The 22,463-nt window shown below is 65.1% G+C and carries 21 protein-coding genes and 2 pseudogenes; 8 read left to right on the top strand and 15 right to left on the bottom strand.

The window, feature by feature from the left end:
* Positions 1-23: 23 nt before the first annotated feature.
* From QMG52_RS10380 to QMG52_RS10365, 4 genes and pseudogenes are all read right to left on the bottom strand, one after another.
* Positions 24-1,211 carry a TerC family protein gene (locus QMG52_RS10380; RefSeq protein ID WP_283560332.1) on the bottom strand — a complete coding sequence of 396 codons (1,188 nt, stop codon included), beginning with the start codon at positions 1,209-1,211 and terminating at the stop codon, positions 24-26.
* Positions 1,212-1,365: 154 nt separating this feature from the next.
* Positions 1,366-1,675, bottom strand: a pseudogene (locus QMG52_RS10375) (FAD-binding domain-containing protein); the annotation flags it as partial.
* Positions 1,676-2,032: 357 nt separating this feature from the next.
* Complete coding sequence (locus QMG52_RS10370; protein ID WP_283560331.1) at positions 2,033-2,830, bottom strand: PspA/IM30 family protein; 798 nt, start codon at positions 2,828-2,830, stop codon at positions 2,033-2,035.
* A 186-nt stretch (positions 2,831-3,016) separates the two neighbouring features.
* Positions 3,017-5,047, bottom strand: a complete 2,031-nt coding sequence (locus QMG52_RS10365; protein ID WP_283560330.1) for a TPM domain-containing protein — start codon at positions 5,045-5,047, stop codon at positions 3,017-3,019.
* A gap of 389 nt (positions 5,048-5,436) precedes the next feature.
* Here QMG52_RS10365 and QMG52_RS10360 point away from each other — a divergent pair, with 389 nt between their 5' ends.
* The 3 genes from QMG52_RS10360 to QMG52_RS10350 all read left to right on the top strand — a co-directional run bounded on the left by QMG52_RS10360 (position 5,437) and on the right by QMG52_RS10350 (position 9,628).
* Positions 5,437-7,398 (top strand): S1C family serine protease, encoded by a 1,962-nt coding sequence (locus QMG52_RS10360; RefSeq protein ID WP_283560329.1) that lies wholly within the window; start codon positions 5,437-5,439, stop codon positions 7,396-7,398.
* 417 nt (positions 7,399-7,815) lie between these two features.
* On the top strand, positions 7,816-8,643 hold the full coding sequence (locus tag QMG52_RS10355; protein ID WP_283560328.1) for an electron transfer flavoprotein subunit beta/FixA family protein: 828 nt from the start codon (positions 7,816-7,818) through the stop codon (positions 8,641-8,643).
* Between the two features lie 16 nt (positions 8,644-8,659).
* The gene (locus tag QMG52_RS10350; RefSeq protein ID WP_283560327.1) at positions 8,660-9,628 is read left to right on the top strand and encodes an electron transfer flavoprotein subunit alpha/FixB family protein; all 969 of its coding nucleotides are present in this window, start codon (positions 8,660-8,662) and stop codon (positions 9,626-9,628) included.
* Positions 9,629-9,678: 50 nt separating this feature from the next.
* Here the strand turns inward: QMG52_RS10350 and QMG52_RS10345 are convergent, their stop codons facing one another.
* The 5 genes from QMG52_RS10345 to QMG52_RS10325 all read right to left on the bottom strand — a co-directional run bounded on the left by QMG52_RS10345 (position 9,679) and on the right by QMG52_RS10325 (position 13,708).
* Complete coding sequence (locus tag QMG52_RS10345) at positions 9,679-10,491, bottom strand: MerR family transcriptional regulator (RefSeq protein WP_283560326.1); 813 nt, start codon at positions 10,489-10,491, stop codon at positions 9,679-9,681.
* 119 nt (positions 10,492-10,610) lie between these two features.
* Entirely contained in the window at positions 10,611-11,477 is an 867-nt protein-coding gene (locus QMG52_RS10340) for an anti-sigma factor (RefSeq protein WP_283560325.1), read from the bottom strand.
* Between the two features lies 1 nt (position 11,478).
* On the bottom strand, positions 11,479-12,099 hold the full coding sequence (gene sigK, locus QMG52_RS10335; RefSeq protein WP_283560324.1) for an ECF RNA polymerase sigma factor SigK: 621 nt from the start codon (positions 12,097-12,099) through the stop codon (positions 11,479-11,481).
* A 275-nt stretch (positions 12,100-12,374) separates the two neighbouring features.
* Positions 12,375-13,175 (bottom strand): class I SAM-dependent methyltransferase, encoded by an 801-nt coding sequence (locus QMG52_RS10330; RefSeq protein ID WP_283560323.1) that lies wholly within the window; start codon positions 13,173-13,175, stop codon positions 12,375-12,377.
* A 65-nt stretch (positions 13,176-13,240) separates the two neighbouring features.
* Positions 13,241-13,708, bottom strand: coding sequence for a tRNA (cytidine(34)-2'-O)-methyltransferase (locus tag QMG52_RS10325; RefSeq protein ID WP_283560322.1), 468 nt, complete (start codon positions 13,706-13,708; stop codon positions 13,241-13,243).
* Between the two features lie 143 nt (positions 13,709-13,851).
* Here QMG52_RS10325 and QMG52_RS10320 point away from each other — a divergent pair, with 143 nt between their 5' ends.
* The 3 genes and pseudogenes from QMG52_RS10320 to QMG52_RS22230 all read left to right on the top strand — a co-directional run.
* Positions 13,852-14,988: a baeRF3 domain-containing protein gene (locus tag QMG52_RS10320; protein ID WP_283560321.1), complete on the top strand. Its 1,137-nt coding sequence runs from the start codon at positions 13,852-13,854 to the stop codon at positions 14,986-14,988.
* A 24-nt stretch (positions 14,989-15,012) separates the two neighbouring features.
* The gene (locus tag QMG52_RS10315) at positions 15,013-15,999 is read left to right on the top strand and encodes a mechanosensitive ion channel family protein (RefSeq protein ID WP_283560320.1); all 987 of its coding nucleotides are present in this window, start codon (positions 15,013-15,015) and stop codon (positions 15,997-15,999) included.
* Positions 15,999-16,097 (top strand): annotated as a pseudogene (locus QMG52_RS22230) (Rv3103c transmembrane domain-containing protein); the annotation flags it as partial. The gene QMG52_RS10315 and the pseudogene QMG52_RS22230, both read left to right, overlap by 1 nt.
* A 38-nt stretch (positions 16,098-16,135) precedes the next feature.
* Here the strand turns inward: QMG52_RS22230 and QMG52_RS10310 are convergent.
* Both QMG52_RS10310 and QMG52_RS10305 read right to left on the bottom strand, forming a co-directional pair.
* Positions 16,136-16,456 (bottom strand): hypothetical protein, encoded by a 321-nt coding sequence (locus tag QMG52_RS10310; RefSeq protein ID WP_283560319.1) that lies wholly within the window; start codon positions 16,454-16,456, stop codon positions 16,136-16,138.
* A gap of 95 nt (positions 16,457-16,551) precedes the next feature.
* Positions 16,552-17,520, bottom strand: coding sequence for a J domain-containing protein (locus QMG52_RS10305; RefSeq protein ID WP_283560318.1), 969 nt, complete (start codon positions 17,518-17,520; stop codon positions 16,552-16,554).
* Positions 17,521-17,534: 14 nt separating this feature from the next.
* Between QMG52_RS10305 and QMG52_RS10300 the strand changes: the two genes are divergently transcribed.
* Positions 17,535-17,711, top strand: a complete 177-nt coding sequence (locus QMG52_RS10300; protein WP_283560317.1) for a hypothetical protein — start codon at positions 17,535-17,537, stop codon at positions 17,709-17,711.
* On the opposite strand, the gene QMG52_RS10295 is transcribed toward QMG52_RS10300, so the two are convergent.
* The 4 genes from QMG52_RS10295 to folE are packed head-to-tail and all read right to left on the bottom strand — an operon-like array spanning position 17,701 to position 21,654.
* Positions 17,701-18,558 (bottom strand): pyrimidine reductase family protein, encoded by an 858-nt coding sequence (locus QMG52_RS10295; RefSeq protein WP_283560316.1) that lies wholly within the window; start codon positions 18,556-18,558, stop codon positions 17,701-17,703. The two genes, QMG52_RS10300 and QMG52_RS10295, sit on opposite strands and share 11 nt — an antisense overlap.
* Positions 18,555-19,520: a dihydropteroate synthase gene (folP, locus tag QMG52_RS10290; RefSeq protein ID WP_502920496.1), complete on the bottom strand. Its 966-nt coding sequence runs from the start codon at positions 19,518-19,520 to the stop codon at positions 18,555-18,557. Before folP ends, QMG52_RS10295 begins: the two co-directional genes overlap by 4 nt.
* Positions 19,520-20,911, bottom strand: a complete 1,392-nt coding sequence (locus QMG52_RS10285; protein ID WP_349361691.1) for an NAD(P)/FAD-dependent oxidoreductase — start codon at positions 20,909-20,911, stop codon at positions 19,520-19,522. Before QMG52_RS10285 ends, folP begins: the two co-directional genes overlap by 1 nt.
* A 41-nt stretch (positions 20,912-20,952) precedes the next feature.
* Entirely contained in the window at positions 20,953-21,654 is a 702-nt protein-coding gene (folE, locus tag QMG52_RS10280; RefSeq protein ID WP_283560314.1) for a GTP cyclohydrolase I, read from the bottom strand.
* Between the two features lie 106 nt (positions 21,655-21,760).
* Here folE and QMG52_RS10275 point away from each other — a divergent pair, with 106 nt between their 5' ends.
* Positions 21,761-22,429 (top strand): helix-turn-helix transcriptional regulator, encoded by a 669-nt coding sequence (locus tag QMG52_RS10275; protein WP_283560313.1) that lies wholly within the window; start codon positions 21,761-21,763, stop codon positions 22,427-22,429.
* Positions 22,430-22,463: the final 34 nt, after the last annotated feature.

Here is a 22,463-nt window from a genome sequence, read left to right as displayed (position 1 = left end):
CCGTAGGCCGGTGGGATAAGGGGCTACTTGGCCGGGAACTTTGCATGCTCGGCGTGCGCCCGGCGGACCAGCTCGCGGATCTCATCCACATCCTTGGCTTTGTCCCGATGCTTCAGGGGCATTTTGCGGATGTCCTGCTCGGCCGCCGTCATCAGGGTGTAGACACGCTCGCGCTCGGTGAGGTCCACCGTGTAGGTCAGGTCCAAGTACTCGGTGGCATGGTGTCGGATGCCGGAAACCGCCGCCTGCACCTTGCCCGCCGGGCTGAGCAGGGAGGCAACCACAGTCACTGCCAGGACGCCGATGATCACGGCCAGTGACAGGCCGGTGCTGATTTCCAGGACCGGCACGGACTCCCCGCCATTGACGAAGGGGAGGTTATTTTCATGCAGTGCGTGCAGTACCAATTTGACGCCGATGAAGGCGAGAATTGCGGCGAGGCCATAGGAGAGGTAGATCAGCCGGTCCAGCAGTCCATCGATCAAAAAGTACAGCTGCCGAAGGCCCATGAGGGAGAAGGCTGTGGCCGTGAAAACGATATAGACGTTCTGTGTCAGACCGAAGATCGCGGGAATCGAATCCAGGGCGAAGAGCAGATCTGTTCCTCCGATGGCCACCATCACCAGCAGCATCGGCGTCAGTACGCGTTTCCCGTCTTCCTGCGTGAACAGCTTGTCGCCGTCGTAATGCTCGGAGGTGTGGAAAAACTTGCGGGCCAGTCGGATGATGAAGTTATCCGCGGAGCCCTCGTCCTCCTTTTCCGGCTTGAGCAGGTTGCCGGCGGTGATCAGCAGGATCAGCCCGAAGATGTAAAAGACCCAGGCGAAGGAATTGATGAGAGCGGCACCGAGGAAAATGAATCCTGTCCGCGCCAGCAAGGAGAAGACGATGCCGAAGAGCAGTACCTTCTGCTGGTCCTCCCGGGGTACCCGGAAGCTTGCGATGAGAATCAGGAACACGAACAGGTTGTCGACGGAAAGTGCTTTTTCGGTCACATATCCGGCAAAGTATTCCGTGCCCATTTGCGTGCCGCCGAAAATCCACAGCCCGACGCCGAACAGCAGTGCCAGACCCACGTAGATGGCGGACCAGAGGGCGGCCTCTTGGAGCTTGGGCACATGCGCCTTGCGGATGTGGAAGAAATAATCGAACGCCAGAAGTCCGAGAATCAGGACAATGGTCAGGCCCCAGATGAGGGGGGATACAGTCACGATGGCTGCTTTCGTAGGGTGGTGAGGGCATAAACTATCACCATAAGTCTCTCCAAACAGTCTCATATGACTGCCCGCTGCACCCGGCGGAGCGACATTGCTCCACGTGTTGACGTATGCAGCGTAACGGATACTCCCCTACGTGGGACTCACACTACAGGTCAAAGGGCCCCGGGGCGAATCCAAGGTCCGGAAGGTAGCGGCGCAGATACCGGCCCTCGCCATCGAACTTTTGCTGTGGGTCACAGGATTGAAAATCCGGAAATAGGGCGGGGCATCGGCACCGGAGCCCGCCACCCACTGCCAATTGGCGGGGTTGCTGGCCGCGTCGGCGTCCACCAGTGGATAGCCGATGTACCCTGCTGCCACGATTTCAGCTCGGCCGCGGATACCGGTTCCCAGGGGAACCAGTCGGATTCCGGGCGGTAGTTCACGGTCGCGAGATCCGGGTTGAAGTACAGCAGCCGGGAGCCCGGTCCGGCCGGGATGGGCGCAGATCCCAGCTGGCCAGGGTGTCCGTGCGGGCGTGCAGCCCGTCGATCCGAGCTGGAGCCCAGAACGGCTGGCGAGGCTCAGCGGCGTCGGGCTGCCTCCAGCGCCGGGTTGTCTGTTAACCTCAAGTCATCGCGCAGTCGTAGAATGCCCGGTCCCATTCGCCCAATCTACCGGCTGCACCTCGACCCACGCTGCCGTTTCCACCGGACCCCTGCCGGCAGGGGCCCGCTTCCGCGGACCCCTGCCGGCTTAGGGGGCCCGCTTCCGCGGACCCCCTGCCGTGTCGAACTGCGTCGACGAGTTATCAGATCAGACGACAAACCTGATCAGAGGTTTTCGAACTCGGTTTCATCCACGCCGGCGGTAGCCTTTGAGTCCTGGGATCCTGCCTGGATCGCGGCCGGCGCGGTAGTGTTCCCGGACTTCAGGGCAGCGAGTCTCGCTTCAATCTCGGTCTGCTCGCCCAGATCCTCCAGACTGTTGAATTGGGCATCCAGGCTGGAGGCCGCCAGCTCAGCCTGGCCGCGGACCTTGGCTTCTTCGCGGCGGATCTTTTCCTCGAAACGGCTCACCTCGCTGGTGGGGTCCAGGATGTCGATGCTCTTGAGCGCGTCGTGGACTTGCGTTTGTGCTTCCACCGTTTTTGAGCGGGCAATAAGCTCATTGCGCTTGGCGGAAAGCTCACCGAGCTTGCCCTTCATCTGGTTCAGCCCGGTCTTGAGCTTCTCCACGACGTCAGACTGGGCTGCGATGCTCGGCTCAGCGGTTCTGGCCTCGTTCTCGGAGGTCATCTGGCGCTGCAGCGCAATCTTGGCGAGATTGTCGAACTTCTGCGCGTCTGGGTCATTTCCCCCGGCGCGGTATTCATCGGCTTTGCGGCTGGCTGCCAGGGCCTTAGTGCCCCAATCCCGTGACGCCTTGATGTCCTGCTGGTAGTCATCCTGGAGCATCCGCAGATTACCGATGGTCTGGGCCACCGCTGATTCAGCTTCGGCAATGTTGTTGGTGTAGTCACGGACCATCTGATCGAGCATTTTCTGCGGATCTTCGGCCTGGTCCAGCAACGCGTTGATGTTGGCCCTGGCCAACTGTGAGATACGGCCAAAAATGGACTGCTTAGCCATCGTGTTACCTTTCGTCCTGCTCTGGGTCCCCGTGAGGAATGGGCAAACCTGATATCGCTGAATGTAGCCTGTCAAAAACCATAGTCTGGCTTCCTCCGGGACTGCGGCCGCTCACCGCCCCGCCGTCGTCGACCCAGACGGTCCCGCGGCCGTCGGAGTGTGACGTTCCCTGCGCTGTGGTCGACGTCAGAAGTTCCCGCCGCCGCCGCCGAAGCCGCCCCCACCGCCTCCGCCGCCGAATCCTCCGCCTCCGCCGCCGCCGAATCCTCCAAATCCACCGCCACCCCAGCTGCCGCCGTCTCTGCCGCCGCCGGAAATCATTCCGCCGAGGATACCGCCCAAAATCGCGCCGCCGAAGCCACCACCGCCGAAGCCGCCCCCTCCGTAACTGCCGCCGCCCCGGAAGCCGGAGACATCGGATTGGGCAAGCTGGGCGGCCTGTTGGGCCAACGCGCTGGCCTGCTGCGCATAAGTCAGCGCCGAGACGGGATCGCTGCGTTGGATGGACAGCGCGTAATCGAGGTTCCGCTGCGCTTCGGCGATGCGGGTCCGGGCCTCGGATCCGACGCCGCCGCGGCGGGCGGCAATGTAATCCTGCGAGGAGGAGATCTGCGCCTGCGCGGCCCTGATGGTCTGGGCCAGCGACGCCAAGGCCCGGGCGGCCTGCTGCTGCTGGTCCCGGATCCCAGCAAGCATGGCATCGATACCGCTGTGGGCCTTTTCCAATTGGGCAAGGATGGAGACGGGGTCCAGCCGGTCGGCCGCAAGCTCCTGCTGTGCCTGATCCAGCACTGACTCGGCCGCGGCGATCTGGCCGGTGAAGTGCGGATTCGTCCCCGAGGAGGCCAGAGCTTTGGCTTGATTCAGATCGGAGCCAGTTTCTCGTACGGACTCCCGCAGCGCCGACAGCGCCTGATCGAGGCCCTCGGCGACCTTGCCCACCGCGTCAAGCAGCAGCTTGGCCTGATGCAGACTTTCCTCCGCCGCCCGCACAGCTACGGCGGCGCCGCTGGCGTCCGAGGCGGAGATCTTCTCCTGTGCCGTCTGCGATGCGGTCTGGACAAATTCGAGCCGTTCCTGCGCCTGGCTGATGTTGTCCCCGATGGTGGAGAGAGCCGATTCCGTGTACCGGCTCTGCAGCGCCGTCAGGTTGGCCTCCGCCGCGGCGACCCTGGCTTCCGCCTCCTCGCGGCCGGCCGCCACAGTGGCCAATGCCTCCGGGGCATTCTTTTCCAGCTCCCGCAGTGAATCGAAGTTTTCCTTCTGCTCTTCCAACGACGCGTTGGCGGCTTCGCAGCGGCGGATGATCTCCCCGTACCAGGCGCGTTGTTCCCCGACTGTATCCGGGATGGCATCGTCGAGCTGCTGTTGGAGTTTAAAGGACTCCTGCAGATGGCCTTGGGCCTCGAACAGGGCCTTCTGAAACGGTTTCACGGCCTCATCGCCATAGGCGGCCTGGGCGAACCCTACCTCTTGGTCACTGGATTTGATGGCGTCATCGGCCGCAATGAGGAGGGAGCCGGCCCGCTGGCGCAGCTCGGGAATGCTGACGCCCGCCAGAGGGTCAAGCTTTTCGCCGTCGGGTCCGTAGCCGGACTCGGTGGCAGCCTGAGCGGTCTTCCGTCGTTTGCTGCGGATCGCGAGGGCCGTGCCGGCCCCACCGAGGACGACGACGCCACCAATACCGAGGGCGACGTAACCTCCGGTGGGGTTCGGAACGGTGCCGCTGCCGCCTCCGGCCGCGTCGCCCAGGGCGGCGGCCGCGTCGATCGCGGCCTGCGCCCAGTTGTGGCCGCTGAGCTGGGGCTTGATGGCCTTACCGATGATGTTTTCGCCCTGTTGCGGCGTCAGGGTCGTGTTCTTTCCGCCAAGAAACGTGAAATGGCCCTCGTCCGTTGCCACAGCGAGAAGGGCATCGTGGCTGCCCATGCTCTTGCTGTTGACCACGGACTGGCCCCACGCCTGTGGATCCATGGAATCGAAGGACTTCACGTACACCACGAACAGGGTGTAACCGTGGTCCCGGCTCAGCTGTGTGAGGGAGTTTTTGACGTCACCGGCTTTGCTGCCGAGAACTCCGGCAGCATCCACCACGTACTGGCCGGCCGGAATGTTCACGGGCGGTTCGGCATTGGCCGCTGTCCCGGGGAGCAGCAGCAGGGCGGCGAGTCCCGCCGCGGCAAGAAGGCGAGTGAACAAACTGAGACCGGACCGCATATGAAACCCTTCGGTGCGTTACCTGCGAACCCGTTAGTGGAAGACCCCGGCCGGGGCGCACTCCGGGCAAAGAGCCCCGGCGACCCAGCAGCGAAGTGCCGAAGCGAGCCGTGGCAGCTGCTTTTGATTCTATGATGCGTCCAGATGCCAGTCCATATTGCAGGATATGCCGCTAGCGAAAACAAGCCGTCCGGCGGAGACTTTAGAGGGACCGGCCGAATCTGACCGGCCGAATCTGACCGGCCGAATCTGGCCGGTGCTGCCGGTATAGGTTGGATTGTCGGTCCATGGGTGGAGAATGTCAGTTCACAGGAAGCTTCCAGCAAACGTTCGCGAAGGCTCCAGTTCCGGCGTCCATAGTGGAACTACCGATAAGGAAGGAAAGACCAATGACCGAGCACAATGGCGGCGAGTCCGGCTTTGGCAGCGATGCCGTCCCCACTGACAGCCGCACACCTGAGAACGGCACGGCAGGGACGGGCACGGGCGGCAGCACCGCTGCGGCAAGCACCCCGGAGCGGTCCGGCAGCGGAGCGCCCAACGAGGGGCAGCCGGACACCGGGGACAACCACATTTCGGACAACCATGTGTCGAACAGCCATGGTTCGGACAGCGGCTCGGAGTGGACCAACACGGAGCGGATCAGCGACGGCCCCGTTCCGGCCCAGGGCATTAACCCCACCTTGCCGATGCATGAGTGGTGGAACCGGCGCCACGACGCCGGAGAGTCCTTGGCGTCGACGGCCCAGGAGCCGACTGCCGCCCGGCACGGGTCGTCCGACGATGCTCCAGTTCCGGTGGTTTCCCCTGAACAGACGTCGTCAGACCAGACTTCCCCGATGCAGACTGCGCCGGAGCATGTGTCCCCACACGCAGCCCAGTCCGCAGCACACTCCGGTTTCGGCCAGCCCGGTGGAACACAGCCCCAGTATGGTCAGTATGCTCAGACCTCTTTCGGCACTCCGGCGCCTCCGCCGGACTACCCGGCCGGTTCGCCGTCGTTCTCCCACAGCGGTTCTTCACTAGGCAACTCCGCCGAGGACAACGCAGGACGAGGCCACCCGGTCTTTGGCCAGACGCCTCCGCATGCCGGAGGGCCGGGGTATCCGGCCGGCCAGCGGCCCGGTAAAAGGCGCGAGAAGAAGAGGGTCGGCGCCGGCATCTTCGTAGCTGGCATGGTTGCCGCTGCATTGGTCGGCGGCGGGACAGGGGCCGGCGCCTCGCTCCTGCTGGGCAATCAGACCTCAGCCGTGAGCAGCAGTCAGGCCGCGCCGAATATTCCCCTGATTGTGAACAACACCAACGACGTCAGCGCGGTAACGGCAGCAGCGCAAAAGGCAACTCCGAGCGTGGTTACGATCTCTGCAGCATCGGGGAATTCCGGCGGAACCGGTTCCGGGGTCATTCTTGACACGGCCGGGCACATCCTCACCAACACCCACGTGGTGACGCTGGACGGCGCGGCCGCCAATGCAACGCTGGAGGTCCGGACCAGTGACGGGAAGGTGTATCCGGCCAAGGTCGTCGGCACCGATCCGCTGTCCGATCTGGCCGTCATCAAGATCGACGCCCCCGGTCTTGTTCCGGCGACGCTCGGAGACTCGGACAAGATCAATGTCGGGGACACAGTCATTGCCATCGGTGCTCCGCTTGGGCTGAGCGGTACCGTTACGGACGGCATTGTCTCCACGCTCAACAGGACCATTCAGGTGGCCTCCTCTGCAGTGCCGAAGTCACAGAGTGATTCGTCCGGATCGGGTAACGGCAACGGCTTCAATTTTGCTCCACCGGACGGCTCCAGCGGCTCGAACAGCGCGACCACCGGTACGGTCAACCTCAACGTGATTCAAACCGATGCGGCGATCAACCCCGGCAACTCGGGCGGCGCACTGACGAATACCAAGGGTGAGATCATAGGCGTCAACGTGGCCATCGCGTCGGCTGGATCCTCATCCAGCTCGAGCAGCCAGTCAGGTAACATCGGCGTCGGCTTCTCTATCCCGATCGACACCGCCAAGCGGATTTCCCAGGAGATCATTGCCAACGGTAAAGCCACCCATGGTCAGCTTGGGGTCTCGGTCAAGCCCAGCGCCGCCGGCAGCCAGGCCAACTCCGGCTCCTTCTCAAATGGTGCCGTTGTTGCCTCGGTGGTTTCCGGATCGGCTGGGAACAAGGCCGGATTCAAGGCCGGTGATGTCATCACCAACTTCGGTACTCGGGTGATTGACGATGCCTCAGCACTGACGGCGGCAGTCCGTGAACAGGCGGCCGGTGCTACGGTCAAGGCCACCTTCCTCCGCGACGGCAAGCAGCAGTCCGTGGACGTAACCCTGGATGCGGCGAGCGAGTAGCAGCGGAGCATGACAGCGGCGCTGCGTGAACAGGTCAGGGCAGGGCGAGAGTAGTGCATAAAAGCAGGGCATGACCGCCGCAGGGCATGACCGCAGGGGCGGTTCCGGATCAGCGGAACCGCCCCTGCTTGTGACGTCGTTCGCCCGCTTCCAGTGGCGTTTGGGCTGCTGTCCGGCCGGTCGGCGATCACCATCCGACGCAGCGAGTGTGCCGGGCCGGTTGCGCCGAGGTGCTGCCCGGCGCCGCTGCCGATCGTCACGCTGCGCAGCATAAATGCCTGTCGCCGACGACGACGCACTAAGCTCGATGAGGATAGCTTGGGGGAAAGAACAGCCAGGTGCGATGACCGTGAATATGCCCCGACCGGTGGGTGCGGCAACCGGTTTGGGTAACGACTTGCAGGATGAAGGGCAGCAATGGAAAATTCGGCACTGAACATAGTGGTTCTGGTCAAACACGTACCGGACGTCCAGTTAAACCGGCACCTGACCGGCGAAGAAAACACGGTAGACCGCTCGGACAGCATCCTTTCCGAACTGGACGAGTATGCTCTCGAGGCGGCCCTTCAGCTGGTGGAAGCGCGCGGCGGAGTGGCCGCGGGAAATAATGTCGTCGCCGTCACGATGGGCCCCGCGGGAGCCGTGGCCGCGGTGAAAAAAGCGCTGCAGATCGGCGCCTTCGAAGGTGTCCACCTCAGCGATGAGGCGCTGGCAGGCTCCGACGCCGCCGCCACGTCCCTGGCCCTCGCGGCTCTGATCCGTCACCTATCGCCCTCCCGGCCGGTGGATCTGATCCTGACAGGGATGGCCTCTACAGACGGTGAAACGTCCCTGCTTCCAGCACAGCTGGCCGCTCGTCTTGGGCTGCCTCAGCTGACTTTCGCCGCGTCGCTGGAGGTGACAGACGACGGCGGCGTCCGCCGGGCGGTTATCCGCCGGGACGGTGATAGCCAGTCGGAGGTGGTCCAAGCCACCCTGCCCGCCGTGATCTCGGTGACGGACCAGATCAATTCGCCGCGCTACCCGAATTTCAAGGGCATCATGGCCGCCAAGAAGAAGACGGTGACCACACTGACGGTGGCCGATATCGCCGTCGACCCGGCGCAGGTCGGCCGGGCAGGGTCTTGGACCGTCGTCGAGTCTGCGCAGGTCCGGCCGCCGCGGACGGCAGGCACCATCATCAATGACGAAGGGAACGCCGGCCTATTGCTGGTGGATTTCCTCGCCGCCCAAAAGCTGCTCTGAGCCTGAAGGACCCGCCATGTCTGCAGTTCTCGTTTTTGTTGACCAGCCTTCCGCACATGGGGGCGCCGCCGCATTGCCCCAGAGCACCCAGGAGTTGCTGGCCCTGGCCCGCGCGGTGGGGGAGCCCGTGGTGGTGCTGGCCGGACCCCTGTCAGGGGAGGTTCTGACCGCACTGGGTGCGCACGGAGCCAGCAGGATTTACCAGTGTGAGCAGAGCGAACTTTTTGAATACTTGGTGGCTCCCAAGGCGGATTTCCTCACCCACGTCGCCGCACAGCTGCAACCGGCGGCCGTGCTGCTGGAGAACAGTGCCGAGTGCAAGGAAATCGCGGCGCGGGTGGGCATCGCTCTTTCGGCCGGCGTGATCTCCGACGCTGTGGGGCTTGACGCGGGGCTGAACGTGCAAAAATCCGTTCTGGCAGGTTCATATACTGTGACGGCCAGAGCGACGACGGCGACTGCGGTCATCACCGTCAAGCCGCACAGCGTCCATGCCGAAGAAGCGGCTGTACCGGCCTTGCCGGAGGTGGAGGTCGTATCCGTGATTTTCGGTCCGGCCAGCCTTGCCGCGCGGATCATTGACCGCACGGGCAAGCCCGCCAGCGGCCGTCCCGAGCTGACAGAGGCACGGATCGTCGTGGCGGGCGGACGCGGCATGGAGGGTAATTTCGGGCCTGTGGAGGAGCTCGCCGACGTCCTCGGCGCTGCCGTCGGCGCATCCCGGGCCGCCACCGACGCAGGTTGGATCGAACACTCCGCGCAGGTGGGACAGACGGGCAAAACGGTCTCCCCGCAGCTGTATATTTCGGCCGGGATCTCGGGGGCCATTCAGCAGAAATCCGGGATGCAGACATCCAAGGTCATTGTTGCTGTTAACCGGGACGCCGAGTCACCGGTGTTTGACATCGCGGACTTCGGCATCGTCGGAGATTTGTTCACCGTGTTGCCGCAGGCCACCGAGGAAATAAAGCGCCGCAAGGGCTGACTCCGGTGCCCGTCGAGGCAACGGGCGCCCACCGCCCACCGAGCCGGGCGCTAAGCGAGGTTTCCGGCGGCGTAGGCCGTGATGGCCTCAAGCAGGAACTGCGTGTCCACACCGGCGGTCTCGTAGGCGGCACGGAACCGAGGTTCGTCGATGTACATCCGGCCCAGACCCACATACTGCTGAGCATTCGGTGTCCAATGGAAACAGACCCACCGGTAGTGTCGCCCGACGACGGTCTGGACAGCGTCGTCGTCGGCGGCCAACCCGGCACGCTGGTAACGGGCCAGGTCGGCGTTGATAGCGGCGGATTCGTCCGCCATGCCCTGCTTGGCGTCCGCGGACAGTGCCGCGTACTTAGCGTTGCTCCGTCCGACGGCGTCCTTGCCCCAGCGGGCAATGGCTTCTTCTTCGTAAGGATTTTCTTCAAATCCGGTGAACAATTCGTTGGCGTTCATGGTTTCTCCTCGTCTCAATGCGTTGATGGTCGAATCGACTGTCGCGGCCATCCGCGCCATCCGGTCACGTTCGGCCAACAGCCAGCCGTGCTGGGTGCGGAGCGCTTCGAGTTCATCCGTTTCGCCCGCCAGGACCGCTGCAATGGTGTCCAGTGCCAGGCCCAGCCCGCGCAGCAGTAGGATTCGCTGCAACCGACGAAGTTCCGCCGGTCCGTAGTGCCGATGGCCGCTGGGATCCGTCCTGGCCGGAGTCAACAGCCCGATCGCGTCATAATGCCGCAGCGTCCGCGAGGAAACCCGGGACATCCTGGCCACGTCCGAAATGGGCCAGTCGGATCCCGTAGCGCCTGCCCCGGCCGTTAGGATGGTCCGCGGTGCTCGGGGATGGACCGAATCATGCGCCTTCACAGCAGGCTCCCTTTCACGCCGGTTTCCGCCGCCCTGCAGGGCCGCTGTGCCCTGATCCGGGCATACGATCACTGTAAAACTTGACGCTGCGTCAACGTCAAGGGTCGCCCGAGAACGTGCTAGCTGTTGAGCGGGAGCGATGCGACCGTGGGCATCGTTGGGCCGACGGAGCCTCCCGCGGGTTCCACTGTGATGGCAAACGCGGACGAGCTGTCCACGCCCTTGATGGTTGTTGCCTTGGACAATGCTTCTGCGTCCACGGTGCCCTGGGAGACCGGCGCGGTGCCATTTTTGGGGATCAGCCACATCTGGTAGACCTTGCCGGCCGGCGGGTCGGGAACGTTCTCCATGGTCACCACCGCGGCGTCCTTTGACCCCGAAATGGCCAAGGTGGCCGTTCCACCTGCCGGAAATTCAATCTTCTTGGTCTGCAGATCGGCGGCGTTAAGTATCTGCCGGGTGGGATCCTGGCTGTTGAAAATATTTGTTCCTACACCCACACCGCCGATGACGATGGCTGCCGCCGCCGCCACACCGATCAGCCAGCGCCGCCCGGAGGAGAGACCGCGCCGAGCGGCTTTTTGCTCCCGGCGGGCGGACAATTCATCGGATGTGCCCGCGGTGTAGGAAGCATCCGCCCCGGTGTCAGACGCATCGGCGCCGGGAGCCGGAGCCTCCGACGCGCCGGCTGCCGCGGCGGCCGGCGGCAGCTGAGCCAGGATACTGTCCAGCAGCCCTACCGGCGGTTCGGCTTCGTCCGTGGCGTATGCGGCTGCGAGGGCTTCGCTGGCCTGCCGGACCCGGTCTTCAAAGCCGTGCCGGATTTCGGGGGGTGCGGATGAAATGTACCCGTCAATTTCCGCCCGCTCAGCGTCGGTCACGGCGTGCACCGCGTATATCTCCGCCAGCTCCATAACCCTGCCCTGGGCGAGGTCCGTCGCGATATCCTCAGCGAACTGATTGCTGTTGATGGCTTGTCCGTTCATCTCAACCCACCTCCAGACAGGTTTTCAGCCGTAATAGTCCGTCCCGGATGCGGGACTTAATGGTGGGCACCGCGGCGCCAAGTTTTTCGGCGACTTCCCGATAGGTCAGTCCGCCATAGTAGGCCAGTTTCACGGATTCCTGCTGTGTAGCAGTCAGGGTGGCTAAGCACTTCACCACTGACTCGGCGTCGAGCCGCTCATTAACCGTGTCGACGACGTCGTCGTGCTCGATCACATGGCTGGTGGCGCCGTAACGGGCCTCGCGGTCCGTCGCGCTCTGCGTCGATCGCACTTTGTCAACCGCCCGGCGGTGCGCAATCGTCATCAACCACCCCAAGGGACTGCCCGCGGCAGGGTCATATTTGGCGGCAGACTGCCACAGCTGAAGGTAGACCTCTTGGGTGGTGTCCTCAGCCAAATTCGCGTCAATCAGGACGCGCCGTGCCATCCCGTAAACGCGCTTCGCGGTGAGCTGGTAGAGCTGCGCAAAGGCGCTCTGATCACCGGTCGCGGTCAGCGAGATGAGCCGGGCGAGGTTGTCCCGCTCGGAGTTGCCGGCATCGTCGGGTGTCTGCAGTTGCCGGGGCGGATCGGGCAGCCGTGCAGTTCGTGGAGTATCCATTAAGGTCAAGCATAATGGCCAACGGGGTCGACCCGGGGGATGAGAGGCCGTGAGGTGACTGCGCGCGTGTGGGTGTGCGGAACCTGGCTGCGATTTGCGCCGCTGAAGATCGGCCGACATGCGCTCGCCTCGATTCCGGTGCTCGCCGGATCAGCTGTCCGGATATTTTTGCTTCCGGTAGTTATTCGGAGCCGGAGCAGGTGCGGATGGGAGCACATTATCCGCAGACGCCGGCAGGGTCGCCGGTAGACACAGCGGCCCGCACCGACGCGCGGCTAGGGACGGTATCCCACACCAATCAGCGAATCCGAGTTCATTTCCACCTGCGGCCCCACCGAACGGACAAAGAGCTTCCGGACCCGTTCGATGGCTTCCGGGTCCCGCGGCAGGTAGGTCCGCCAGCCGCTGCCCATCACCAGCGTCCACGCCATCTCGTCGTCGACGGTCAGGCACAATGTGCGCTCGGTGACGGTGACATCGGTAAGGCCGCGGTCCTGCAGCCAGTTCTTGAGGGCGTCGGCCGAAGAGACCTTATCCATGTTCCGGTTGGGCCGGGGGAGGATGCCTTCCAGCCGCGGACGTTCGGTGACGGCGGCTTGGAGGATGCGTCCGGCAAAGGGTTCCAGCGCACCGGCCAGCCAAGTGCTGGTGACAAACCGGCCGCCCGGGCGGAGCATATCGGCCAGATGCTCCACTCCGGCCTCCATGTCTGAGAAGAAGAACATGCTGTAGGAACAAAGCACGGCATCGAAAATCCGGTGCCCGCGCCATTGCGTGACGTCCGCTTCGGTCAGCGTGGTGTTCAGCAGCTTTGCCGCGCCGACGCGGGCGGCGGCGAGGCGCAGCAGACCGGTGGAAAGGTCGACGGCGTCGACGGAACCTTGGGGCCCGACGGCGGCCGCGGCCGGGAGTGTTGCGGCGCCCGTGCCGCAGCAGGCGTCGAGGACCCGCTCACCGGGCTGAAGCTGCGCTGCCGATGCCAGGGCGTACCCCATCGGATCCCACAGCTGATCGGACCAGGCCTCGAACTGCAGGGCACCGTCGGTGAAGGCCAGGCCAGGATCACGTGCGGACATGAGAATACCTCCGTTTGATGGATTGCGGGTTAATGCGTCAGCGGCCGCGGAATCAGCCCACCGGGTCAGAGCTGTGCCCCGGCGAAGTCATGCTGGCGCCACGCTTCGTAAACGGCGATCGAGGCGGAATTGGCAAGATTCAGCGAACGCAAAGTCGGCAGCATCGGCAGCCGGAGGCGGGCGGTGACGTGGGCATCCTGTTTCACACTCGTCGGCAGCCCGACGGATTCCGGTCCGAACAGCAGGACATCGCCCGCCTGGTACTCGATCCGCGTGTAGGAGCATTCACCGTCGGAGGTGAAAGCGTAAACACGTTCGGGGGCGAGCGCCTGCCAGGCGTCCTGCAGATTCTTATGCACGTGCAACACGGCAAGGTCATGGTAATCGAGGCCTGCACGGCGGAGTTTGGAATCTTCGAGATCGAATCCCAGCGGTTCCACCAAATGCAGCTCGGCGCCGGTTATTGCGGCCAGCCGGATCGCATTGCCGGTATTGCCGGGAATCTCGGGTCTATAGAACAGTATGCGGAACACCCCTCTATCTTAGGTGCCGCTGCGTTCGCTTCATGATCGGGCTGGCTCTGTACTTGGCCGTTGGTCGTGGCTAGGGTCAGTGGCATGGGACGTTATTGCTTTTCGTCCCGGGCAGGAATGATGCGGAGGACAAGATGGATCATTTGACCAGAACCCAACTCGAAGAGCTCAGCGGGCACGATCAGGGCGGCATCTACGTGTCTCTTTACATGCCGACGCATCGTTCCGGCAGCGGCATGGAAGCCGATCCGTTGAGCTGGAAGAACCTGGTGGCCGGTGTGACCTCGGCGCTGACGGACAAGGGCCTGCGCAAGCCCGAAATTGACGAGCTTCTTGCCCCGGCATGGGCGCTGCACGAGGACGGCAGGGCCTGGCAGTACATGAGCGAGGGTCTGGCGGTTTTCCTGCGTCCGGGCTGGCACCGCGAATTCCGTGTTCCGGTCCATGTGCCGGAGCTGGCAACCGTAGGGGACCGCTTCATTATAAGTCCGCTGCTGCCGGTTATTTCCGGTGATGGCGGCTTCCTGCTGCTGACCATCAGCCAGCGCCAGATCCGGTTGCTGGAGGGAACCCGGGACCGGGTCTCGAACATGGATCTCGGTGAAATTCCCGTCAGCCTCCGCGATGTCTCGGAACCCCGGGAGCCCCGCTCGGGCACGGTGGCGCGCTCGTTGTCCGGCGGTCCCTCCGGGGCAGCAGTCTTCTTCGGCCATGGCGGCACTGACGACGATTTCAAGACCGATGAGGTGCGGCGGTTCCTGCAGCTCGTGGGAAAGGGACTGCATGACATTCTGGCGGAGCTGGATCTGCCGATGGTGGTCGTCGGGCTGGAAAAAATGCTCGGGATCTACCGCGAAGTGCGGACCTACCCGCACGTGGTAGGGGCGGTGCGGCAAAACCCCGATCAGCTTTCCGACGAGAAGCTCCACGCAGCGGCATGGCCGGTGATCGAAGAGCATCTGGGCGGGCTGAAGCGGAGGGCGATCGACGGGTTCGGGCAGCTGCAGGGCACCGGCCGGGCTTCGATGGACGGGGAGGTGATCGGTCAGGCTGCGGTGGACGGACGCGTGGAAACGCTTTTCCTGGATCCGTGCTGCTGGCAGCGCATCGGCGCGGACAGTCCCGCGGTCATCAGTCTCGGGCAGGACACTGAGTACCTCTCCTGCGAGCAGCTGGATCTGGCCGCCGTCGGCACGCTGTCCGGAGGTGGGCAGGTGCATACGGTCGACGACGGCGATCTGCCCGGCGGCGGCCCGGTCGCCGCCGTCTTCCGCTACTGACCGGGTCAAGGCGGAGAATCAGCGATGACGGCGACGATGGAAGCGCAGCTCGCGGACATTGGTGTCTGGATCCGCAGCAATGGTCTGGAAATCGTCCTGCTGATTCTCGGGGCCATGCTCTTGGCCCGCTTCATCACCTGGTCCGGCGACGGAATCACCGACCGGATCGACGCGGTTTCGCCCGACGCGGATGACCTGGTGCGCTCCGAGGTGAGCAAGTACCGGCATTCGATCGCGCAGATCCTCGTCTGGCTGAGCATTGCGCTGGTCTGGTTCATCACCGGATTATTGGTCCTGGCCCGGTTTGGCATCCCGATCGGGAGCCTTGCTGCGCCCACCGCGCTGATCGCGGCGGCCATCGGATTCGGCGCGCAGCAGGTGGTGCGTGATTACCTTGCCGGGTTTTTCATTATTGCCGAACGCCAGTACGGCTTTGGTGACCTGGTCCGCATCTCGGCGGCGGGATTTGCCGAGGGCGCAACCGGGACCATCGAAGATGTGTCGCTGCGGGTCACCCGGCTGCGGACCGTCAACGGAGAGGTCGTTGTGGTTCCGAACGGTCAGCTGGCCCAGGTCACCAACCTGTCCCGTGGCTGGGCCCGGGCCGTGGTGGATTTTCCGCTTCCCGCCGGTGTTGATGTGCTGCACGCCAACGACGTGCTGCGGCGCGTGGGCTCGGCCGCCTTCGCGGATGAGCAGCTGCGGCCGCTGCTCCTTGACGAGCCGACCGTGATGGGAGTTGAAAGCATCGAAATTGACCGGGTGACGGTGCGAATGGTGGCCCGCACACTGCCGGGCAAGCAGTTCCAGGTGGGGCGGGAGCTTCGTGCCAGAGTGGTTATGGCATTCAACCGGGAGGGCCTCGGCGCGGCTGCGGTACTCGCGGCAGCCATACCCGCAACCGCGGCCCCCGGGGAGGGGCCGCCTGCAGGTGCAGCCGGCGCAGTCACCGAAACTGGTGACGGGACATCCGCGGCGGGCACTTCAGGCGGCCCGGGCCGGGGACGCTGATGCCCCGGAGTCTGCCCGCCACGGTCCTCGGCGGCCGGCTCCGGACCTCGACAATACTGCTGGCCCTGCTTTTCATGGGGGTGCTGGTCCTGTACCTCTTTGTCCGTCCCGTCCCTGCAGGCAGCGTCGGCACGGATCAGCCGCAGCCGGCGGTTCCGGCGTCGCACGCACCCGTGCCTGCACCCGTGCCGAGCACGGCGACGTCGAGTCCGACGCCCCCAACGGCGACGGAGTCCGCTCCCGCCGGAACGGCGACGGGAACGCCGTCGACCCCGGTGTCCCCGCCATTGCCGGCCCCGTCCGCTTCCCCGGCGCCGACGACTTCCGGGCCGGGTTCCGTGCCGGGGCCTGTGCCGGGGCCTGGGTCAGCGCCGGCGAATGAGCCGCCGACCGGCAGCCCCGGTCCGTGACGTACGGTACCGGGACCGCGGGTCTGCCGCACGCTTCCTTTGGACACCGCCGTCTCTCGCGCGTCTGAGCATTTCCCGGCGCGGGCGGTCGGATGTGCACCTTTGCCTGGCCCATTGCCGTCGGGCGCGTTCCGGAACCGCGTCAGTACATACCGCCCAGCAGCCGGCTGAGCACGGAAAGATCGACCACATTAGGAGCCGGGCCGGCGGCCAGGAAATGCCGGACCTCGCGTACCAGCCGGGAACCATTGACCGCGTTGACCAGGTGGGAGCCGTCAGGTTCACAGCCGCGCGTGTAATCGATGACCGGCTGATATAGGTTTCCGTCCGGGCTGTGGACGCAGATCCAGCCGGTGACATTGCATTCCGGGAACAGCTGCGCCATGGCGCGCACCGCGGGGAGTATTCGAGGCGGCTCGACAGTCTTTCCGCCGTGCAGCAGGGAGGTCCCGTTGAAGCGGTACGCGCCCTCGGGCAGCAGCATCGATCCGATCAGCACCATCCGATAGCCGGCCAGCAGAACGTGGTCGATATAGCCGTTGTCCGCGGGAGAGGTCAGCCCGTTGACCATCCTCGACGACGGAATGTGCGGGAGGATCTGCTGCATCGCCAGCGCGATGGTTCTCGCCTCCCGCGCCAGCCGGGCCTGCGCACCGAACAGCCCGCGTTTGCGTGGAGCGCCATGGACTTGCTGGGCCGCCCGGGAAAGCGGCAGCAGCGGTTCCGCTCCCGCGGGGAGGTCCGTGAACGGCGGAACGTACATCGCGGGATCGGCGGCAGAAACCTTCGGCTTGCGGAGCGGGGCGCCGGTGCCGGTGCTGAAAGCATCCGCGGTCCGGGAGTGGGTGCGGAATCCCGGCGGCGAGGAGTGCTGGTACCAGCCGGGCTGGCGCTGCGAGCCGGCACCGTAGGAGCGGTCATAGGCGGCCCGGCGCTTCGGATCGATCAGCGTTTCATAGGCCGCCGTGACCAGCAGGAAAGCCGCGGGATCGCCGCCATGGTCCGGATGTGCCCGCCGGGCGGCCTTGCGGTACGCGGCCTTGATCTCCCGCTCCGTCGACGTGGCCGGGATCCCGAGCACCTGATAGTGCGTGAGGAACTTTTCGCTCACTGAGGGGCCCTTCCGTGTCGGCGATGAGTGCGTCCGGCAATTCTATCGAGGCGTTGTTCGAGTGCGTGCTTCCTTCACCGGTGCCTGCGTTTGTGGCTGCGCTGTCCGTGGCTGCGCTGTTTGTGGCTGCGCTGTTTGTGGCGGGGCTGTCCGTGGCTGCCCTGCCACTGGAAGGGATCCTCAGCCTCTAAGGTAGCGCAGGAACAGCATGTCCCCGCCGGTGAGCACATGCGCCAGCCGCATCTTTTCCGGTGCGGCCGCCGCCGTTCCGTTGACTCCGGCGATGCTGGCGCTGATCCGGGGCCCCTGCCCGCCGACCAGCAGTGGGGACAGCGACAGGCACAGCTCGTCGACGCGGCCTGCTTCCTGGAACGAACCGAACAGGTGCGGGCCGCCTTCGGAGTGTATCCCGGGCAGTCCGCGGGCAGTCAGTTCGTCGATGATCGCATCCACGTCCAGCACCTGCGCTCCGGCCGTCACCACGTCGGCCACTGCCTCAAGGGACCGGCGGCGGCTGGCGGGTGCAGCCCCGGTGGTGAAAATCAGCGGGCGGACGGGAGCGGCGGTGAAGAATCTGCTCTCAGGGTCCAGCCGCAGCGACCCGGACACGATGGCGACGGACGGATGTGCCGGTTTGCCGTGCCGCACACGCCAGCGCTGCGCTTCGTCATCGAGCAGTTCACCGGCATAGCCCTCGGCCCGGACGGTCTGGGCGCCCAGCAGGAGCACATCCGCGTGGCGGCGCAGCAGTTTGAAGATGCGCTGATCCGCCGCGCTACCCAGGCCTCCGGAGCGCCCGTCAACCGTGGCCGCACCGTCCAGACTGGAGACAAAATTGAAACTGACGCGGGGCGCACCCCTGTCCGGGCCACCCTCCGGCGGTCCGGCGTACCAGCTCAGCAGCTCGGCGTCCGTTGCCGCACCGGACGGGTGAGGGAAAATCGGGGTGATCGGCGCGCCGGCAGTTCCGCCGGCCGGGGCGCCGTTGGCCGGGCCGTCCATCGAGCCGTGTATCGGGCCGGTCGTGGCGTCGCTCATGGAACCACCGTTTCATTGCTCGGGCCCATATTGTGTTTTTGATACGCTGGGCTGCGCCAACCGAGCACCGACTCGGTGAACCTAACGGCGGAATGCGCGGCGGCGACATCGTGCATCCGCACCACCCGGGCTCCGCCCAGAATGCAGATCACCGCGGCCGCCAAGGATCCCTCCGTCCGGTCGTGTTTTTCCTGATCGAGGGTCTCGCCGATGAAGTCCTTGTTGGAGACGGCGGCCAGCGATGGGAATCCGAGGGCGGCGATTTCCCTGAACCGACGTGTGAGCTCCAGGGAATGCATCGTGTTCTTGTTCAGATCGTGGCCGGGATCGATGAGGATTTTCTCCGGCCGGATGCCCAGCTCCAGCGCGTACTCCGTTTTCCTCCGCAGAAAATCGGCAACCTCAGAGACCACATCCGCATACTCCGGACGAGGGAACACGGTGCGCGGGCGGGCCAGGCTGTGGGTGATGACCAGATGTGCTTCGCTGGCGGCGACGACGGCGGCCAGTTCCGGATTCTGCAGGCCGGTGGTGTCATTGATGACATGGGCGCCGGCGGCGATGCTCAGCTCCGCGACCTCCGGCAGAAAGGTATCGACGGAGATGATCACATCGCTGCGGGCTGCGACGGCCTCGATCACCGGGATTACGCGTTCCCCTTCGTCCCGCGCGCTCAGCGCCGGCCCGGGGGAGAACGGGACTCCGCCGATGTCCACCCAATCGGCGCCGTCTTGGACGGCCTGCAGCGAAGCGGCCACCGCCGCATCCAGCGCGAACGTCCGTCCGCCGTCGTAAAAGGAATCCGGGGTCCGGTTGATGATCGCCATCACGGCCACCTGCCGCCGGAAGTCGAGGATCCGTTCGCCGAATCCGTGGATCGGGTACAGCAGCGGCGGGTCGTAAAAGGGCTGCGCCGCTGCGGAAGCTGCCCGGGCCACGTCGGAGGGGGCGGCCATCCGCATCACATCGCGTCCAGGGAAATCTGCGGGTCAGCCAGACGCCCAGCGTCGACAGGACGGGCGCTGCTGATAAGCTCCTTGATGGCATCCTGAACGTCCCAGACGTTGACATTCATCCCGGCCACCACCTTACCGGCGAGCACCCAGAAGGCGATGAATTCGCGCTTCTCCAGGCTGCCGCGGATGACGAGCTCGGCGTCCTTGGTCAGTGCGGCGTAGCCGGAGTATTCCATGCCCAGATCAAACTGGTCGGTGTAGAAGTAAGGGATCTCCGCGAGTGCGGCGTCCTGACCCAGCATGGATTTGGCCGCGGTTTTTCCGCCGGCTATCGCGTTGGCCCAGTGCTCGCTGCGCGCGTGAACGCCGGTCACGGGATGAAATGCATTAGCGACGTCCCCGGCAGCCAGGATGTCCTGCGCGCTGGTGCGCAGCCCGGCGTCCGTGACGATTCCGTTGCTGACGGTCAGTCCGGCAGCAACGGCGAGGGCGGTATTGGGGACCACGCCGACGGCGACCACCACCAGGTCCGCCGGGAGCGCCTCGCCGGTGCTGGTGACGACGGCACTGACCCGTCCGTCGCCGTCGCCCTTAAGCGCACCCGCGGAGGCCGGCAGCCGGAAGTGCACGCCGGCCTCCTCCTGCCGGCCGGCGAAGACCCGTCCAAGTTCTGCCCCGATGGCGGTGCTCAGCGGGACTTCCTCCAGTCCAAGCAGGGTGACCTCGTTGCCCAGTTCCCGTGCGGTGGCGGCGACTTCCATGCCGATCCAGCCGGAGCCGATCAGCACCAGGTGACGGCCGCCGCCGGCCAGCTCGCTGTGCAGGCGGACGCTGTCGGCATGGGTGCGGAAATACTGCACACCCTTCAGCTCGACCCCCGGCAAAGGGATCACGCGCGGGGCGGCTCCGGTGGCCAGAAGCAGCTTGGCGTACCTGAGCACCCGGCCGCTGGCGAGGGTCACCGTGTGGGCCTCAGGGTCCACGGCGACGGCGGCATCCGAGAGGATCAGCTCCACCTTGTTGTCGGCATACCAAGCGTCCGTATTCACCAGCAGCGATTCCTCGCTGTCCTTGCCGGCGAGGAAGCCCTTGGACAGCGGCGGACGCAGATAAGGAACCCTGCCCTCCGCCCCCACCAGGATCACTGGACCGGCGAAGCCTTCGGAGCGTAGAGTCGTGGCGGCGGTGCCACCAGCCAGGCCCGCCCCAATGATCACCATCGTGTCGCGGCCACCGGAGCTGTGTCCGGCAGAGCTGTGGCCGCTGGAGCTGTGCGCGGGGGCGCCTGCGGGGACCGTGACTTGGCTGCTGGCGGGATTTGCTGGATCAGCGGGATTTGCTGGATCAGCGGGATTTGCTGGATCAGCGGGGTGTGCGGAGCTGGCGGGGTCTGTCATGATCTGCTCGTTTCGAACGAAGGTAAGCTGCGGGAAGTCGGCTAGTTCGGGAACTGGTCGCGCAGCGGGCCGGCCGCGCCCAGCTCGCCGTAGAACGTGGACGTGCGGGTCACGGTGCCGCTGCTCTGGACTCCGCGAAGGGACATGCACAGGTGTTCGGCCTCCAGGACAACGCCCGCACCCCGCGGATTCAGCGTCTCCCGCAGCCAATCCGCCACCTGCGTGGTGAGCCGTTCCTGAACCTGCAGATCCCGGGCGAAGAGCTCCAGCCCGCGCGCCAGTTTCGACAAGCCTAAAAGACGGTCTCCGGGCAGATAACCGATGTGGGCGACGCCGCGGAAGGGCAGGAGGTGGTGTTCACAGAGGGAGTGGAAGGGAATGTTTTTCACCAGGACCAGCTCGCGGTAACCCCCGTCGTTGGGGAAGGTGGTCCAGTTGGTTTCCCGTGGGGTGAGCATCTCGCGGAAGGCCCCTGCCACCCGGCGTGGAGTCTCCGCCAGATGCGGTTCACGGACGTCACGGCCCAGCGCACGGAGGAAATCGGCGATGGCACGCTCGGCGGCTGGCAGATCGACGGTACCAGGAGAGCGGCCCGGAGCTTCGACCGCGCCGGCATCCCCTTCGATTAAACCCCTTCCGAGCGCGCCGGCGCCGATCCTGACCGGCGCGGACTCCAAAAAGCCGCCCTCAAATGAATCCTCGGTTTCCAGCAGCCGACTGGCCGCATTCGTCTGCGTCAACATGATGCCTTGCCCTTCTGATACCTGGGGGCTTCTAAATCTTGTATTTTTGACTTTAGAAGCGCACACTCGGAATGTCAAGGATGTTACCAACGCAGACGGGCGTGCCATGCAGGAACTGGATCAGAACGGTCGGCTCCAAGCCGTGGCCGCGCTCGGGGACCCCGTCCGAAGGTCTCTCTACGAACTGCTGCGCCACAGTCCGGAACCGCTGAGCCGGGATCAACTGGCCGGATCCGCCGGCATTCCGCGCAGCACCGTCGCCGTCCAGTTGGAAAGGCTCGTGGACAGTGGCGTGCTCAGTGTGGAGTACCACAAGCGCGGCGGCCGCAGCGGGCCTGGGTCCGGTCGGCCGGCGAAGCTGTACCATGTGGTGGGGCCGGAGGTCGCGGCGTCGGTGCCGGAACGCGCCTATGATCTGGCGGCGGGGCTGATGGCCGCCGCCATTGATAAATCGGACGCGGACGGCTCACCCGTCCGCGAGGCCCTCTCGGAGGTGGCCTTCGACACGGGGCGCCGTCTGGGTGCCGCGGCCGGGACGATCGAGGGGATGCTGACGCAGACCGGCTACTCTCCGGAGCCGGATGGGCAGGGCGGTTATCTGCTGTCCAACTGCCCGTTTCACCGGCTGGCCCGAAGCCACACGGAGGTGGTGTGCGGACTCAACGGGGCGCTGCTCACGGGCGCACTGCAAGGATGTGCCGACAGCGTGCACCAGGTGCAGCCGGATCCGGACGGCCCGTACTGCTGCGCCCGCATCCCGCGGCGCAGCCCCTGACCACTCCGTGACCCCTCCCGACCTCGATGCGCGC

It is taken from the genome of Paenarthrobacter sp. PH39-S1 (assembly GCF_030063245.1).
In the GTDB taxonomy this organism is placed as follows: Bacteria; Actinomycetota; Actinomycetes; order Actinomycetales; family Micrococcaceae; genus Arthrobacter_M.
This window is presented reverse-complemented; position numbering and strand designations above follow the sequence as displayed.